The sequence below is a fragment of the Flavobacterium sp. AC274 genome (assembly GCF_979258275.1).
In genome coordinates this window covers 4858522-4873823 of sequence record NZ_OZ409852.1, presented here as the reverse complement: position 1 = coordinate 4873823, position 15302 = coordinate 4858522, and the positions used below count along the sequence as shown (strand labels likewise).

At 30.7% G+C, this 15302-nt stretch carries 21 protein-coding genes; 16 read left to right on the top strand and 5 right to left on the bottom strand.

From position 1 onward, the window contains the following. The first annotated feature begins 50 nt into the window (after window positions 1-50). The 12 genes from ACZZZT_RS22060 to ACZZZT_RS22005 all read left to right on the top strand — a co-directional run bounded on the left by ACZZZT_RS22060 (window position 51) and on the right by ACZZZT_RS22005 (window position 6843). The gene (locus ACZZZT_RS22060) at window positions 51-815 is read left to right on the top strand and encodes an AHH domain-containing protein (RefSeq protein ID WP_463461951.1); all 765 of its coding nucleotides are present in this window, start codon (window positions 51-53) and stop codon (window positions 813-815) included. Window positions 816-824: 9 nt separating this feature from the next. Then, window positions 825-1385 (top strand): imm11 family protein, encoded by a 561-nt coding sequence (locus tag ACZZZT_RS22055; RefSeq protein ID WP_463461950.1) that lies wholly within the window; start codon window positions 825-827, stop codon window positions 1383-1385. A 120-nt stretch (window positions 1386-1505) separates the two neighbouring features. Next, window positions 1506-2108, top strand: a complete 603-nt coding sequence (locus ACZZZT_RS22050; protein WP_463462481.1) for an RHS repeat-associated core domain-containing protein — start codon at window positions 1506-1508, stop codon at window positions 2106-2108. Window positions 2109-2115: 7 nt separating this feature from the next. After that, entirely contained in the window at window positions 2116-3045 is a 930-nt protein-coding gene (locus ACZZZT_RS22045; RefSeq protein WP_463461949.1) for a hypothetical protein, read from the top strand. Between the two features lie 340 nt (window positions 3046-3385). Beyond that, on the top strand, window positions 3386-4132 hold the full coding sequence (locus ACZZZT_RS22040; RefSeq protein WP_463461948.1) for a hypothetical protein: 747 nt from the start codon (window positions 3386-3388) through the stop codon (window positions 4130-4132). A gap of 130 nt (window positions 4133-4262) precedes the next feature. Continuing rightward, window positions 4263-4628, top strand: a complete 366-nt coding sequence (locus ACZZZT_RS22035) for a hypothetical protein (RefSeq protein WP_463461947.1) — start codon at window positions 4263-4265, stop codon at window positions 4626-4628. Between the two features lie 2 nt (window positions 4629-4630). Then, window positions 4631-4870, top strand: a complete 240-nt coding sequence (locus tag ACZZZT_RS22030; protein ID WP_463461946.1) for a hypothetical protein — start codon at window positions 4631-4633, stop codon at window positions 4868-4870. 414 nt (window positions 4871-5284) lie between these two features. Beyond that, window positions 5285-5821, top strand: a complete 537-nt coding sequence (locus ACZZZT_RS22025; protein ID WP_463461945.1) for a hypothetical protein — start codon at window positions 5285-5287, stop codon at window positions 5819-5821. Further along, on the top strand, window positions 5818-5982 hold the full coding sequence (locus ACZZZT_RS22020; RefSeq protein WP_463461944.1) for a hypothetical protein: 165 nt from the start codon (window positions 5818-5820) through the stop codon (window positions 5980-5982). Before ACZZZT_RS22025 ends, ACZZZT_RS22020 begins: the two co-directional genes overlap by 4 nt. 26 nt (window positions 5983-6008) lie before the next feature. Further along, window positions 6009-6221, top strand: coding sequence for a hypothetical protein (locus ACZZZT_RS22015; RefSeq protein WP_463461943.1), 213 nt, complete (start codon window positions 6009-6011; stop codon window positions 6219-6221). A 13-nt stretch (window positions 6222-6234) separates the two neighbouring features. Further along, on the top strand, window positions 6235-6405 hold the full coding sequence (locus ACZZZT_RS22010) for a hypothetical protein (protein WP_463461942.1): 171 nt from the start codon (window positions 6235-6237) through the stop codon (window positions 6403-6405). A gap of 177 nt (window positions 6406-6582) precedes the next feature. Beyond that, complete coding sequence (locus ACZZZT_RS22005; RefSeq protein WP_463461941.1) at window positions 6583-6843, top strand: hypothetical protein; 261 nt, start codon at window positions 6583-6585, stop codon at window positions 6841-6843. 143 nt (window positions 6844-6986) lie between these two features. Here ACZZZT_RS22005 and ACZZZT_RS22000 read toward each other — a convergent pair whose 3' ends face one another. From ACZZZT_RS22000 to ACZZZT_RS21990, 3 genes are all read right to left on the bottom strand, one after another. After that, window positions 6987-7460: a hypothetical protein gene (locus ACZZZT_RS22000; RefSeq protein ID WP_073392800.1), complete on the bottom strand. Its 474-nt coding sequence runs from the start codon at window positions 7458-7460 to the stop codon at window positions 6987-6989. 284 nt (window positions 7461-7744) lie between these two features. Then, on the bottom strand, window positions 7745-8242 hold the full coding sequence (locus ACZZZT_RS21995; RefSeq protein WP_463461940.1) for a hypothetical protein: 498 nt from the start codon (window positions 8240-8242) through the stop codon (window positions 7745-7747). Between the two features lie 178 nt (window positions 8243-8420). Continuing rightward, entirely contained in the window at window positions 8421-9392 is a 972-nt protein-coding gene (locus ACZZZT_RS21990; RefSeq protein WP_463461939.1) for a helix-turn-helix transcriptional regulator, read from the bottom strand. A gap of 138 nt (window positions 9393-9530) precedes the next feature. Between ACZZZT_RS21990 and ACZZZT_RS21985 the strand changes: the two genes are divergently transcribed. From ACZZZT_RS21985 to ACZZZT_RS21970, 4 genes are all read left to right on the top strand, one after another. Then, complete coding sequence (locus ACZZZT_RS21985; RefSeq protein ID WP_463461938.1) at window positions 9531-10790, top strand: amidohydrolase family protein; 1260 nt, start codon at window positions 9531-9533, stop codon at window positions 10788-10790. Between the two features lie 161 nt (window positions 10791-10951). After that, window positions 10952-11359 (top strand): cupin domain-containing protein, encoded by a 408-nt coding sequence (locus ACZZZT_RS21980; RefSeq protein ID WP_042566668.1) that lies wholly within the window; start codon window positions 10952-10954, stop codon window positions 11357-11359. A gap of 147 nt (window positions 11360-11506) precedes the next feature. Further along, window positions 11507-12424: an alpha/beta fold hydrolase gene (locus ACZZZT_RS21975; protein ID WP_121320388.1), complete on the top strand. Its 918-nt coding sequence runs from the start codon at window positions 11507-11509 to the stop codon at window positions 12422-12424. Window positions 12425-12492: 68 nt separating this feature from the next. After that, a complete protein-coding gene (locus tag ACZZZT_RS21970) occupies window positions 12493-13005 on the top strand; it encodes a RidA family protein (protein WP_463461937.1) in 513 nt (170 codons plus the stop codon). 74 nt (window positions 13006-13079) lie between these two features. Here ACZZZT_RS21970 and ACZZZT_RS21965 read toward each other — a convergent pair whose 3' ends face one another. Further along, a complete protein-coding gene (locus ACZZZT_RS21965) occupies window positions 13080-14588 on the bottom strand; it encodes a PAS domain-containing sensor histidine kinase (RefSeq protein WP_463461936.1) in 1509 nt (502 codons plus the stop codon). A 225-nt stretch (window positions 14589-14813) separates the two neighbouring features. Further along, window positions 14814-15224 (bottom strand): winged helix-turn-helix transcriptional regulator, encoded by a 411-nt coding sequence (locus tag ACZZZT_RS21960; RefSeq protein ID WP_463461935.1) that lies wholly within the window; start codon window positions 15222-15224, stop codon window positions 14814-14816. Between the last annotated feature and the right edge of the window lie 78 nt (window positions 15225-15302).

Below are 15302 nucleotides of genomic sequence, written 5' to 3'. Positions count from 1 at the left end.
GGAAATACGATTTAAAAGAAAGACCTAAACTGGTTGTTAACGGTGATGATTTGGTTTACGATAAACCGGAACCAATCGAAAATCTCATTACCTGGGTCTATGAAGGTGGAAATTTTGTGCCAAGTGCTAAAATTGTAGGAGAAGAAAAATTCTCAATTATAAACGATTATATTGGTAGGCCGATACAAGCATATAATGAAAAAGGCGATCTAGTTTGGGAAACTGATTATGATATTTATGGTGATTTAAGAAATCTAAAAGGAGATAGAAGTTTTATACCTTTTAGGCAACTAGGGCAATATGAAGATCAGGAGACAGGTCTTTATTATAATAGACATCGTTATTACTCTCCTGAAACTGGGGCATATATATCCCAAGATCCAATTGGGGTAAATGGTGATAACCCAAATTTCTATGCGTATGTGTTTGATACGAATTACGAGATTGATTTATTTGGTTTAACAATTTGGAATTATGGAAATATGCCTAAAATTGATGGATATCAAAATCATCACGTAATTCCTCGATCAATGGCAGACCACCCGGCAATAAAAGCAGCTGATTTTGATGTAGATAAACCAAGTAATCTTATTTATTTACCAAAAGAACAAGGTACTCATCCTACTAGAAGTCAACATAAAGGATGGAATAAACAGCATGCAGCATATAATAAAGATATGAGGAGACAATTAGATGTACTTGATCAAAAAGGTATGGCACAAGGATGGGACCAAGCAAAATACAAAGCAGAAGTTGAAAAATTAAGAGGAAAAACCCGTAGTGGGCTAAGAGAAGGAAAAATTAAATGTCATTAAAATATAATTATGTATTACGAATTATCAGAATTTTACAAAAGAGATGTGTACTTTGTTTTTGATATTGAAAACAACTCTATTAATAGATTTAGCCTTGTGAATGATGAATTTATACAAACTAATTCTCCATTAAAATATAAAGTTAACAAAATAGATAACTATATAAATGAATATGATATACTTCCAACTTTTGATGCTCCATTAGTTAGTTCAAATTTTAAAAACAGTTTTGAAATTTTAGCTAATAAAAATGAAGTTCAATTTATTGAAGCTATAATTTCGGATGACAAAGGAAATGAGAATAATAATTTTTTTGCACTTATTATTCTTAATTCTAATCTTGCTCTAGATAAAGAACGTTCAATATTTGAAGTTGATGAAGATAATTTTTATACTATTAAAAAAGCATATTTTATTCAAAATGCTTTGGAGGAAAAATCAATTATTCGAATGAAAGAACATAAATCTTATATAATAGTAAGCGAAGAGTTTAAAAAGATTTGTGAAGATGCAAATTTAAAAGGATTTAATTTTATAGAGGAAGGGCATTCCATTTATACAGATTTATAATAAAATTTATTTCAAAATATTAAGAACAAACCCGCTAATTTAGCGGGTTTTGTTTGAAAATCATTTTCATGATCTCATTATATTTGCACATCAATATAAGCATAAAGTGAATCGGGAGAGCTGGTTTGGGAAACTGATTATGACATTTATGGTGATTTAAGAAACTTAAGAGGAGACCGAGATTTCATTCCTTTTAGGCAGTTAGGTCAATATGAAGATGTAGAAACAGGTTTATATTATAATAGACATCGTTATTATAGTCCTGAAACTGGAAGATATTTGAGTCAAGACCCAATAGGACTTGAAGGTGGAAGTGCTTTTTATTCTTATGTTAGAGACACGAATTTCTGGATTGATATTTTTGGTCTTTCAACAGTATATTTAAGAAATGCAGAGGTCTATGTTGGCAAAGCAAAAAATAATGCTGCTGGAAGATATGGAAACAAATCTACTGCAACTGATATTTTTAAAGATATTCCAAATACAGATACAGCTCAAGGAGTTGAACAAATTACATATGAGAGAATGAAAGAGATGGAAAGGGCTGGCGATTTAGATCCTATGACTAATGCACAAAGACCTGTCGATATGGGAAATAAAAAGAAAACATTTCGTAGAGATTTAGGAGAAAAATGGTTGAAGGATACCTTTGGTGACAATTATGAAGATATTATAGATAAGAAAATTAAAGATCATTATCAGCCTTTGTTAAAATGTAAATAAAAAAATTATGAAAATAGATAATCTTGAAATTGATGATTTAAAAAATAAATTTAATTCAATTTTAGAAAAAAGAATAATATTAATTGAAAAAGGATGTAAAAAAGAATTTTTAATTGCTTTAAATGAGCAAATTAGAAATAAAGAAATAAAATTGGTTTTAGTTTGTGATTATAATAAAACAGCAGAAAATTCTTTAATAAGAAACCTTGAAGTTTTAGAGTATTTAACTAATGTTAATGGGGTTGATGTATTATCTAATTCTTCAAAAGAATTAGAACAAATAAATAACGTTCAAAATATTAGTGACTTAAAAAGTTTTGCATTATTTGGATTTTATAATAAAAACATTAACATAGAGGTTTTAAACAAGTTTAAAAATTTAAAAATATTTGAAATCGAAGGATTAAGCGATGGTAAGAAATATAAATTACTAGAGAATTTTAATCTTGAAAAATTAGCAATAGAAAAGTTAGACTTAGCAAAAGTTGAAGTAAATAAAAATTTAAAGCATCTAAAAATTTCTAAGGAACTGATTAATGAAAAATTATTAGTTGAAAAATATCCAAATATTGTTAATATTGAACTTGTTAACTGTAAAAAAATCATAGAATTTTCTTTTCTGACAGATTTAACACACTTACAAACTATAATAATAAACAATACTAACATTGAAGTTTTTCCTGAAGTAAGTAGTAATGTTACTAAGATACAACTGCTGACAAACAAAAAATTAAAAGATATCGAAATGATTTTTAAATTGAGTAATTTAAGCAAAATTGCTATTACAGATTCTGCTGTAAATTTTGAAGATATAATTAAGCTATCTAAATTAAATTTCATCAATTTTTATTTTAGAAGTAAATCAAGAACAGAAAATGATGCTTTTGAAAAAATTGCCATTGAAAGAGATTTTTGTAATAATTTAGCTAATTGGTAGAGGAAATTAGGTAAACTATATTAAGTTGATTAAAACAAAACAGGCAACTTTTTTAGTTGCCTGTTTTGTTTTATAAATATTTTGCAATAGATTAAATTAGTAAAATCAAAGTCTATTTTTCTTGTTTTAAATAGTATTTTTATTACATTTATGATTGTATTGTTCATAATGCACAAGGCTTATAGTGAAAGGGGAAATGTGATATGGAAACGGATTATGATATTAAACAAAGTTATCTCTAAAAGAAAAGAAAGACTAAGTCTTACGATAAAAAACTAAGTGAATTACCGCACTTCAAGAATTGGGTTTGACAAAAAAATAAAGGTTGTAAATAATTATTATGCAAGAAGAGTTAGAAAATGTCCATGATATATGGAATATTAAATTATTTGAAGAATATGAAAAATGCGATAAAAAAATTATTGTTGATTCTTTTTTAGCGAGTTTTAGTTCAAATAAACGCGAATTGCGATCTGCGCTACCTGTTTATGCAATTATGCAAACATTTCCTAATCATAAATTTATTTTAAGAGAAAATCAGATTTTAGCCCGGGAATCCCCATGTGGGATTTGTTCGACTGCTTATGGTTATCCGAAGGAGCTAAGTAAAAAAAGTTTAGAGATACTATACTTATGTATAAATGAGGGAGGATTAATAGGTCATGGCTTATCAAATTATTATAATTATTTACATGTATTTAATAGCAATGAGATAAAAAATGCAGAAGTTAAAGATGAAGATTTTCGTATTTTTTCTGAAATATTAGATATCATTTTAAATACTGAAGAAAATGATACATTAAAAAAGACAGTACTTAAAAATATTGGAAAAATTAAAGGTTTAAAAATAACAGTTGAACAGAGACAAGTATTGTTAGAAACTCTAGGTTATTGTAGTATTTTAGAAACAGATAAATACAAAGGTTTATTAGAAAAATATACAAACCTTTCAGTTGCCCCAAGGAAAACCCATAGTTCTGATTGGAATTACCCTGTAGATTTCTGGCTTGGTAAAGATGGTATTAATAAAGAGGCTTTTAAGTTTTGGTTTGGAGATTATAAAGAATTAGAAAAGTATTGGAAATAAATCATCCATTAGATGTTTTTTAGTAATTAAAATAAATTTGATTATGTCATATGTCAAAAAGAGCAACACCTTGGAAAGAAGGTAAAATTATTAGTATAGAAACAAGAAAGGCATATTTGTATTGGCTCAAATGTTAAAAGAACCTTATATAAGGTTTTATAAAGCCTTTAGAGAAGATGAGAATTGGGGGAAAGTTGATACAAGTATTTTTGATTCATTAACTGTAACTGCTGTAATAGCACAATTTCTAAAATCTAGTAATATATCAATAATAAAAGAAGCAATACTTGATACTAAAAGAGAAGATTCAGATACTTGGATAAAGCAAAATAGTGGATTCAGGAAGGTTAAAACATGGACTGGAACAGAAAATGAATTAGAATTTACGATAATAGGGGAGGAATCAGGAGGTAGTTTAGTTAAAAAAATTTATGGTGGTCACCAACACCTGGTAATCCCACAAGACCCCATCCAAGCGGTGTTATTGATTCTGTAATATTGGAGGATATACCATTAAATGCGAATGATATTATTGATAAACATGATTTAACAAATTTAGCTGTTTATCCTTCATTAAATGAAAGACTTTATTTATGTTATAAACTAGATAAAAATGTAGATCCTTATAAAGATTTAGTTTTCAATAGAGAAATCCCTGAAGAATATAGCGTAGCGATAGATATTTTGTCAGCAGGAGGGAATGCTGAAAAAAGAAAGTATATTAAATACTTATTTTAGATAATTTAGTTGGCTCAAGCTTTTATAAGAGAATGAAAAATAACAAAACCCGCTAATTTAGCGGGTTTTGTTATTACTAGGCACTTTAAAAGCGTTCGGTAGTTTTGTATGAGGATGTAGAGACTGGACTTTATTATAATGGGTTTAGATATTGCAAGCTTATTTACTTGTAAGATAATGATTGTAAAACTCACTTACTTAGCGGGCTTTGTTATTTATAAGACTAACAGTTTTAAAATTTTAATTTTTTTTACGTTTTTTCATGTTAAAATTTAAGATTAATGTTTATGTTTGAAATGAAATGTCATTAATATGGAGAAAATAATTAGTGTTAAAATAAAAAAATCTGATCATTCTAAAGCCACAGGATTTCAAAAAAGAGTAAGAAACAAAATTAAGTGTCAATAATCAATTATGAAATACAATAATTTTATACAAGAACTATTAAAATTTGATTGGCAATTTGAATCAATAGACAATGATATTGAAGTTGATCTGAATAATATTGCTAATGGTAGGTTATTAAATACAAATCAAGACCTAGTCGAATTTGTAAAATCATTTAAAACATTGGCAAATCAAGAGGACAATGTTTGGTTTCTTTCTATAGAAGATTACTCTAAGCCAAATGAAGGTGAGGGATTTGCTTGGAATGAATTTGAATTTGATAGCATGGAATATGCAGAAGATGAGGAGCAAAAAGCATATGTAAGTAATTTTTGGAGCAATCATTTACCGTTTATGATGAGTGTTAAAAATGGATACGCTTACGTTGCAATAGTGCTCAATGGTGAAGGTAAAGGATCAATTGTATCTGGTAGTGAACCTGAATATGAAGAACCTGTTAAAATAGCATCTTCTTTAGATGAGTTCTTTGATAAGTATATTTTGGTATTGAAAAATGAGATTGATTTACCATCATTAAAAATATTATCTTCCTATAGCAAATGAAGAATATTGGTAATGTTGTAAGTAAAGCAGAAGAATTAGGCGTTTTTTCAGGCAATGCAGTATTCTATTTAACAGATTCAGAAGTTGAAATACCAAAGCCATATAAAGTTTCTTATAATGATTTAAGTTATATTGGAAAATTCAGAAGTTCCCTTAAGTAAGAAACAATTGTTTAGTATTAGGCACTTTGAAAATTGTTCATAGTTTTGTTAGAGCAGAATTAGGATGTAGAGAGAGTCTTATTATAACCGCTTTAGATACTATAATCCAGAAACTGGGTTGTACTTTACCCAGGATCAATGTATACGATGAATTAAAAGACATTAATAATAAAATTGATTTTGAGGATAAATTGATGGATATAGCTGACAGACTAGATAACGGAACTTTTGGAATTTAAATAATTAAAAAATATGTTAGATAGATTGCAATTAAAATTAGATTTAGAAAAAGCAAAAGATGATTTCGATATCATTAAAGAATTAGTCAAAGAACAATTAATTAATATTAAATATTCTAAAGGACCTTATTTTGAACATTACCTTATTCATATCAGAGGAAGAGTTTTAAGCAAGGAAAATTAATTGATAACATTGAAAGAATTAAAACTACTAAAGATTTGTATTCTTATGGATATGATAAAAATAATCGATTAATTGAAGTGAAAGAAGGAATATCAATCGAAAACAATTTTTATTATCAGTTTTTTATTTACGAAAAAGAATATACTAAATCATTTTTTTGATAATGAGAAGGCATTAATGAATATTAGTTTTTATTATTACAATGATGATAATAAAATTCAAAAAGTTTTATCACAAGGAAGAAGAGGAGGGTGTGAAGAATCATATTTTTATAATAATTCTAAGTTTATTGATAAAATTGAAGTGAAACAATTTGACAGAAATGGTAATGAAGCTAATCCTTTTTTTGAAACTTTTATTTATGATGATTTAGGAAACCTTAGTTCAATTACAAAATCTTTTGAAAATAATTATTCTGAACAGATATATCCTAAATAAGGGTTTAGCGAGGAAATACTCGTTAATGCTGAAGGAGAATTGATTGACTTATTATAATAAATGAAAATTTACAGTGCCAAAAGGGAATCAAAGTATTTGGACTTTCTAAATAAAAAAAGAGGCTTTTTAATAGCCTCTTAATTTTAGTGTTTTCCGTTTCCTTTACCGTTTCCGTGGCCGTTGCCATTTCCATTATTTCCTTTGTCTTTTCCTTGTTTATTATTTCCTTTTCCCGGTTTTTGTCCAATCGTTTTTTGAGGTTTTCCTTTATAACCTTTTCCGTATTTTACTTTATGCGTTTTAAAATTGTCATACGGGGTATTTCCTCTGTAGTCTGTTAATACTACTTTATATTCGTTGTAAAGATCGTAGTTTCTATAAACAGAAGGCAATGTTCTGGCTCTTAACCATTTTCCGTTACTGATGTAAATATAATTTGAAGTGTTTACATCATAATACGTTTCAAGATCCGGCAAATAATAATAACGTGCCTCACTATATCCAACTGGTCCCCATGCCGGAGGTGTACCAATATTGACATTAACATTCACTTGAGCATTTGAAAAATGAATAGTCAAAAGGAAAAAACCTATGAATAAATATTTTAATGATTTCATAATTTTATTTTTTTAAATTATTAATAATGATAGTGAAACAAAAAACGTACCTAAAAATATTATGTTACTTTTTAAACGATGGCTATTTTAATGATTACCCCTAAAACAGCAGCAATAAGGATGATATAAGGCGTCTGATTTTTTTATATAAAGTAAAGAAAAAATAGTTGCAATAGCTATTTATAATGGTTTGAATATCAATAATGTTCCTCTTTTGCAATGATAATTACAGATCCTGCTAAAGCTCCAATGATGGCAGCAGTTTTCGCTCATGATACTAGTATTTAAAAAGCAATCCCAAATTGAAAACCTATTGTAAAAGAAGCCGGATGATCGTTGCCAAATCGAACCGGCAATGGTACGGCTGCATAGTAACTGCAGGTTTTATTTTTTACGATGGTTTTATTAAATACGGGAGTAACACCATACCTGCCGCTGGTTTCAAAAGCGGCCCTCCCGGCAAAAGTATATCCATTGCCTAGAGCCACAAGAACACCGGGATGAAATAATAAGTTAGTTACTTTGTCTGTTCCCTGATCGTCTTTTATGTTGGGAACTATTTCAAAAGAAAATCCGATTTTTTCACTTTTCCAGATGTTAATTCCGGTTGGAAAACCAACAGCATAATAATCTCTAAAATTGACATTGGTTTCATGTTCACTAAAAGTAACCGCCGGATGCATTATCCCAAAATAACCAGTAATTTTTGGATAAACTGTTTGTGAAAATAAAACCGGGCTTGTAATCACGGCAAGCAAAAGGAGTGAATATCTGAGTGACATAGTTTTGTTTTTAATAATAAAAACAAAACTATAACGATCAAATCACTGTAAATAGAATCTTATTTACCTTTTGTATCTGGATTACTTTTCTTTATTTTTTTGTGGTAATAAATAGGAGAGATTGATTTTAATTTTGCTTGAAATTTGTTTTAAATCAAATAGAAATTAAGTGTCAATTTTAATCCTGAATCCATTTCTTTTTTTGAAAAGATTTGGGCTTCATTCCGATATGTTCTTCAAAAACTTTAGCAAAATGACTTAAGTTAGAAAATCCCAGACTAAAACCAACTTGTGAAACAGACATTTCATTTTCTTTTAGTAATCGTGCAGCTTCTTTCATTCTAAATTTTTGGTAATAACTAAAAAAACTGTCGCCAAATATTTGTTTAAATAATCTTTTAAACTTTGATTCGCTCATTCCTATTTGAGAAGCAAGATCTTTAATAACCGGAGGTTCATTAATATCGGTTAAAATCAGGTCTCTCACTTTATAAATTTTTTGAACATCGATTTGGTTCAGGGCGTGCGTGGTAGGATTTTCTCTTTTAAAAAGCTCTTTTAAAGTGAGATATATTAATTCCTCGGCTTTGATTTTAAAGAAAAAATCACTCAAAGAATCCCGAATTTCGGCTTGAATAATTTCCAAAGCTACTTGTTGAATTTTTGGAGAAATTAACTCTTCAAAAAGAATGGATTGTTCGCTGTCAATAATATTTTTAAAAATTTCATTATCAATATGTAATCCTAAAGTTTTGGCTAATTTATCTGAATCAATTCCAATAAAAATAGAATTGAATTTGGTTCTGCCCGGATAAAATGTTTCAATATTTAGTTTTCCTTTAAAAATTTGAATTGAAGGCAAATCTTCTCTTGAATATTTATTTTTTGAATGAGCATCCGGAAAAATATTATTAAAAGAAAATAAAATTCTATTTAATGTATTTTGACCTCCAAATCTCTTGGCAAGCAGATTATCATTAAACTCATAAAAACTGACAAGCATATTTATTGAATTTTCTAATCTAAATCCCATTAAATATCCTTTGCCTTTATTTTCTGGTATTACTAATATTCCATTTTTTACTTCGGTACCTAATAAATCAGCAAAACCTTCTAAAAAACCGAATTCCTTCCTAACATTCAATTCCATTATTTTGACCTTTTAAAGCTGTTTTTGTGTCAAATGTAGCTATTTTAACCCTTATTGATTAGATAATTTTGGCAAAAAATAATTTAAAAAACTACAAAATGACTAATACTAAAAAGTAAGGCCATCATAAACGCGAATGTGTTTGACGGTAAAAATGTGATTGGTAAAAAAAACGTTGTTTTTATTGACGGTGTAATTGTTTCAGTTTCTAATAAATTGCCGCAGAATATAGATGAGGTGATCGATGGAACGGGATGTACTCTTCTGCCGGGTTTAATAGATGCTCATGTTCATACATCAGTTGAATTTTTAAAAGATGCATTAAAATTTGGTATAACCACCGAGTTGGAAATGATGGGAGGTTTTACCAAAAAAGGACGTGATACGCAATTAAAAGGAATCACTGATACTGCTGATGTTCGTTCTGCCGGAATGGGTTTGACAGCTCCCGGGGGGCATCCCGACGAGCTGATTCCAAAAGGAAATGGAATTCCTGAGTTTGTGTTAAAAGAAATGGAGAAAATGAGCGAAGAAGAAAAAGCCATATTTATAGCTGCGCACCAGGCTCAGAAAGAAGAAGAGGAATTAGGTCCCGATGTTACTTCACTTGAAGGAGCGATAGATTTTGTGAATCGTCAGGTAAATAATGGTGCAGATTATTTCAAAATAATGATTGAGGAAGGAACCGTAATGAATGCACCAGGCTTACCTGTTATTGAAACTCACGTACTAAAAGCAGCAGTAGAAGAAGCTCATAAATTAGGTAAAATTGCCATAGCACATGTTTTAACAGCCGAAGCAGCAAAAACAGCTGTCGCAATTGGTGTTGATGGTCTGGCGCATTTATTTATCGATAGACCGGATTGGACACAAGATCTTATAGAATCCATTGCCAGCAAAGGAATTTTTGTAACGCCTTGTCTGGTATTGAATTCATCGATTATTGGGAATTCTGCCTGTCATGTCGCCCATGACGAAAGAGTTGAAAATAAATTGAATGAAGACTGGAAAATGACAATGTGTTCTTGTTTCAATACTTTTCCGGAAGGCAATATGGAAGATAACTTTAATAACGTGAAGGATTTACGCGATGCAGGCGTAGATATACTTGTAGGAACAGATGTATCAGTACCAATGCCCCATTTAGGCGGTCTTGCACACGGCGTGAGCGTTCATCATGAAATGCAGCTGTTGGTAGAAGCCGGATTAACCCCAATTGAGGCATTAAGATCTGCAACATCAGTAACTTCCAAAAGATTTAATTTATCAGACAGAGGATTAATTGCTGAAGGAATGAGAGCTGATTTACTATTAGTTAAAGGTGATCCTACCAAAAATATTTCAGATTCTCTATCTATAACGGGTATATGGAAAGAAGGTGAATCTTATCACAGCTAGTCTTGCAGGATTTTATAATCCATAATACTCATAACTCCACTTTTGTCCACTTCATTACTCCGTTTGTCCATTCGGGCTATGTTGTCATTTCAATGCAGGTAATGCCTTGGTACTTTTGACAAGGAAATTAATAAAACAACAAATTAAATAAAACTAAAAACATGAAAACTTTAAATTTTGCATCGACCGCAGTTTCTGCCCTTAGCTTTTTAGCATTAATTATTACAAGTACTGCTTCTGCCCAGCAATCAGGAATAAAACGTACTGATTTACAACGTTATGATCTTAGTGTTCCCGGATACGAAACGGTTCAGGCACGTATCGATTTTGAAGCTCATACCGCTTTTGGAAAGCACTCTCACCCGGGTGAGGAAGTTATTTATGTCCTTGATGGCGTATTAGAGTATGAAGTTGAAGGTCAGTCTCCTGTTACTTTAAAGGCTGGAGAAGTACTTTTTATCCCGGCAGGCGTAGTTCACTCTGCAAGAAACAACAGCCATGCAAAAGCTTCGGAACTGGCAACATATATAGTAGAAAAAGGAAAACCAGTTCTGGTAATGAAAAAGTAATAAGAAATAATATTATAAATATAATTTATAAATATTAAAAATTATTAATTTGATTTATAATTAAGAAACACGCAATTTTGTCCTGTCAATAAGAAATGACAGAATAAAAAATCAAAATTTTAAAATAACAATTAAAACACAAAAGAAATGAAAACCAATTTAAAAACAATCGTAACAACAAGCTTCGCCATTTTTTTATTAGCAGTAACAACTGCATTCTCTCAAAGCCAAAGAAAACCGGCAAGCCTTGGAAGAGAAGAGTATATTGAAGTAGAAAAAAATGTAAAATTGCATGTTACTGATTTAGGAGAAGGAAAACCAGTAGTACTAATTCACGGATGGCCATTGAGTGATGCCATGTACGAGTACCAATATGCAGAACTTATCCAGAAAGGATACCGCGTTATCGGAATTACCTTAAGAGGTTTTGGATTATCAGACAAACCGGGTGGGGCATATAACTATGATGTTTATGCAGATGATATTAAAGTGATTCTGGATAAACTTAAAATTGAAGGAGCAACCATCGGCGGATTTTCTATGGGAGGCGCAACAGTAATTCATTATGTAGCCAAATACAATGCAGCCCATGTTTCAAAACTGGCTTTGTTTGGTGCAGCGGCTCCGTTATGGACTAAAAGAGCCGACTTTAATTATGGTTTTTGGACAAAAGAAGATGTAAACGGTCTTATTGCCCTTAATAATACTAACAGACCACAATTGTTTGAGAATTTCGGAAAAATTTTCCCGGCCAATGAAACAAGCGTATCTGCAGGACAAGGTGCATGGCTTGGAACTATTCAGGCACAGGCTTCTCCATATGCAATGGCAGAATCTATGAAAGCGCTTCGTGATACTGATTTAAGAGAAGATTTGAAAAAAATCAAAATACCAACTCTTATCCTTCACGGAACACAAGACAAAATATGTTCTTATGAATTGGCCGAGCAAATGCATAAATCAATTGCCAATTCAACTTTGGTTCCATTCGAAAAAAGCGGTCATGCCTTGTTTATTGAAGAGCTTCCAAAATTCAATGCCGAATTGATCAAATTCATAAAATAAATAAAAACAAATCAGGAAAGCTGTCTTTTAAAGATGGCTTTCTTTTTTAAAATAAATAAAAAGAAACAATGAAAAATATAGCAGCCTTTGTATTAGTACTATTGAGTTTTAATTTGTTTGCACAAACTCCGGAGCAAAAAATAAAGCAGTTGGGAATTGAGTTGTCACAAATACCAGAATCGTTAGGAAGTTATCAGGATATGGTAAGAGTTGGAAATCTTGTTTTCCTTTCGGGAAGAGGACCGCTTAAAGCAGATGGTAAATATATTACCGGCAAAGTAGGACAGGACTTAACTACCAACGAAGGGTATCAGGCCGCCAGGTTAACGGCTATAAATCAGCTGGCGATACTTAAGCAGACTTTTGGAAGTCTGGACAAAATAAAAAGGATAATCAAAGTAAATGGTTATGTACATACTGCTGATTCTTTTACGGAACAATCTAAAGTTATGAATGGTTTTTCGGATTTATTAATTGAGATTTTTGGTGAGCAGGGAAAACATGCCCGTACTTCAGTAGGTGTATTTACACTGCCACAGAATATGGCAATAGAGGTAGAAATGATTGTTGAGGTGAAATAATAGCTACTAAAATAACTGCTGTTAAAACTAATGAAGAATATCAATAATATCTTGTTTGATATAATTGAAAAATACTAGATAGTATTTGTTGTTTGTTTTAAAGGCAGGGTTACTATAAATTCAGCCCCATTATCTTTTTCGCCTGTAGCAGTAATGGTGCCGCCATGTCTTAGTACAATTTTTTTGCAAAGTGACAACCCAAGACCGTTTCCTTCATATTCATCTTTAGAATGCAGTCTTTCAAAAGCATTAAATATTCTTTCGTAATGACTTGAATCAAGTCCAATTCCATTGTCTTTAATGTTTATTTGAATAAACTCCCTTTGGTCTTTGTTTATAATAAGAGATGATATGGTAACTCTGGGCGGTTGGTCTGCTTTTGAAAATTTTAAGGCATTGTGTATCAAATTATAGAACAGCTGCTGAATTAAAATTGTAGCCCCTTCTATCTCAGGAAGCTCGCTTTTGATTAGTATGGCGCCTTTTTCTTTTATGATGAGCTCAAGATCAACTTTTATGTTTTCAATTACTTCATCAAGATTTATGTTTTCTATAGGCTGAGTTTTTTTATCCAGAGTAGAATACGCGAGTATTCCTTCTATTATTGTCTGCATTCTTTGAGCAGACTGATCTACCTTAGTAAGATACTTGTTGGATATATCATTAAAATAGGCACTGGAGTTATTCCTTAAAAGACTGATAAAGGTTTTGATTTTTCGAACAGGTTCTTTAAGGTCATGACTTACAATATTAGCAAAATGCATAAGATCTTCATTTGATCTTCTAAGTTCCTGAGTGCTTTCATCCACTTGTTTTTTTAACTCCTGCTCAAATTGTCTTTGCTGGTCAATATCCTGAACAATTCCAATAATAGTAATTGGAACACCGTTCTGATCATTAATTAATTTACCGTTAACCTTTATCCACTTAACGGTCTGATCCTGATTTATAATTCTTGCTTCGTAATTTATTTTTCCGGTGACATGTGCCTCCTGGTGTGCTTTTTCGCGAAGAGGCTGATCTTCTGGATGCAGTTTTGCTATGAGTTGCTCATTCGGAATTTCCTTGTCAATGGACCATATTGTATTGAAATTTCCATTAGTATTGATTTTTTTTGTGGAAAGGTCTATTTCGTAAGTTCCCATTCCAGAAGATTCAATAGCCATTCTGAGCCGCTCATCTGAACTTTGAATTTGTTTATGTGCTTCATAAAGATCAGATACATCTGCCCCTGTATTCATTATGCCATAGATTTTTTTCTCATTATCAAAAAGAGGAATAAAACTATAGTTGAAATAAAATGTTTTTAATACGTCGTCGATTACCAACTCTACTTTTTTGTTTTTGGCATGAAACGGAATTCCGGTTTGAAACACCCTTAATGCCTGGTCAAAAATCTCCTGTTTTTCGATTTCTGGAACGACCTCAAGATATTTTTTACCAATTACCTCAGTCCCTTTTCCCCATGCCTTAATCATGGCAGGATTAGCCAATTCTATTTTAAGTTCATTTCCTGTGTAAACAGCTATTGGCAAAGGGGTATTATCCACAATGTTTTTCAAAAGCATTAGGTTGTCGTACATCAGTATTGGTGGTTTAGATTTCTGACGAAACTAGTTATAAGTTTTCATCATTTTGTTACGTAAATATAAAAGAATGTTTCAAAATTACAATATTAGGTTCTTTTGGATTTTCTATTTAGAAATATAACGCTGCCTGAAATTACCCAAAACTGTTCGCTAATATTAATTTAGCTTATTAGAAGTAGTAAATGAAGAATGATAACGTAAAAGATATTATCTGCATATTTAAACTTTTACAGGATTAACTTCCTGAAAAATTTTCTTTTTGTGGTTTAATCCCCAATCTTTCATAGCATAGATAATTGGTGTTAAGGTATCCGCATAAGGTTCAAGACAATAAGATATTTTGACAGGATAATCGTTTGTTATAACTCTTTTAATCAGTTGGTGTTGCTCAAGTTCCTTAAGTTCTTTAGAAAGCACTTTTGGACTTAAACCTGGAATGCTTTCTTGAATTTCTGTAAATCGGCTGTTACCTACACCTACAGAAATAATGATGGATAATTTCCACTTTCCATTTATTACTTCCAATGTGTCACGCACTGGCTTGACGGTATTTAGGCATTCACAATAAGGTTTCTGTTTTGACATAATACAATTGCTTATTTCGCTTTCCTTTGGGAAAGTACTATACAAAGGAAAGTAATTTTAATTTAATTTTGCAACATAATCTCTTCAAAATTTGCAAATTATGAATTGCAAATTATAACAACT

Bases quoted from the DNA above. Each gene is read 5' to 3' on its own strand.
- ACZZZT_RS22055 (WP_463461950.1), top strand. From the start codon at position 825: ATGTATTACGAATTATCAGAATTTTACAAAAGAGATGTGTACTTTGTT.
- ACZZZT_RS22045 (WP_463461949.1), top strand. From the start codon at position 2,116: ATGAAAATAGATAATCTTGAAATTGATGATTTAAAAAATAAATTTAAT.
- ACZZZT_RS22040 (WP_463461948.1), top strand. From the start codon at position 3,386: ATGCAAGAAGAGTTAGAAAATGTCCATGATATATGGAATATTAAATTA.
- ACZZZT_RS22035 (WP_463461947.1), top strand. From the start codon at position 4,263: ATGTTAAAAGAACCTTATATAAGGTTTTATAAAGCCTTTAGAGAAGAT.
- ACZZZT_RS22025 (WP_463461945.1), top strand. From the start codon at position 5,285: ATGAAATACAATAATTTTATACAAGAACTATTAAAATTTGATTGGCAA.
- ACZZZT_RS22020 (WP_463461944.1), top strand. From the start codon at position 5,818: ATGAAGAATATTGGTAATGTTGTAAGTAAAGCAGAAGAATTAGGCGTT.
- ACZZZT_RS22010 (WP_463461942.1), top strand. From the start codon at position 6,235: ATGTTAGATAGATTGCAATTAAAATTAGATTTAGAAAAAGCAAAAGAT.
- ACZZZT_RS22005 (WP_463461941.1), top strand. From the start codon at position 6,583: ATGAATATTAGTTTTTATTATTACAATGATGATAATAAAATTCAAAAA.
- ACZZZT_RS22000 (WP_073392800.1), bottom strand. From the start codon at position 7,460: ATGAAATCATTAAAATATTTATTCATAGGTTTTTTCCTTTTGACTATT.
- ACZZZT_RS21995 (WP_463461940.1), bottom strand. From the start codon at position 8,242: ATGTCACTCAGATATTCACTCCTTTTGCTTGCCGTGATTACAAGCCCG.
- ACZZZT_RS21990 (WP_463461939.1), bottom strand. From the start codon at position 9,392: ATGGAATTGAATGTTAGGAAGGAATTCGGTTTTTTAGAAGGTTTTGCT.
- ACZZZT_RS21980 (WP_042566668.1), top strand. From the start codon at position 10,952: ATGAAAACTTTAAATTTTGCATCGACCGCAGTTTCTGCCCTTAGCTTT.
- ACZZZT_RS21975 (WP_121320388.1), top strand. From the start codon at position 11,507: ATGAAAACCAATTTAAAAACAATCGTAACAACAAGCTTCGCCATTTTT.
- ACZZZT_RS21970 (WP_463461937.1), top strand. From the start codon at position 12,493: ATGAAAAATATAGCAGCCTTTGTATTAGTACTATTGAGTTTTAATTTG.
- ACZZZT_RS21965 (WP_463461936.1), bottom strand. From the start codon at position 14,588: ATGTACGACAACCTAATGCTTTTGAAAAACATTGTGGATAATACCCCT.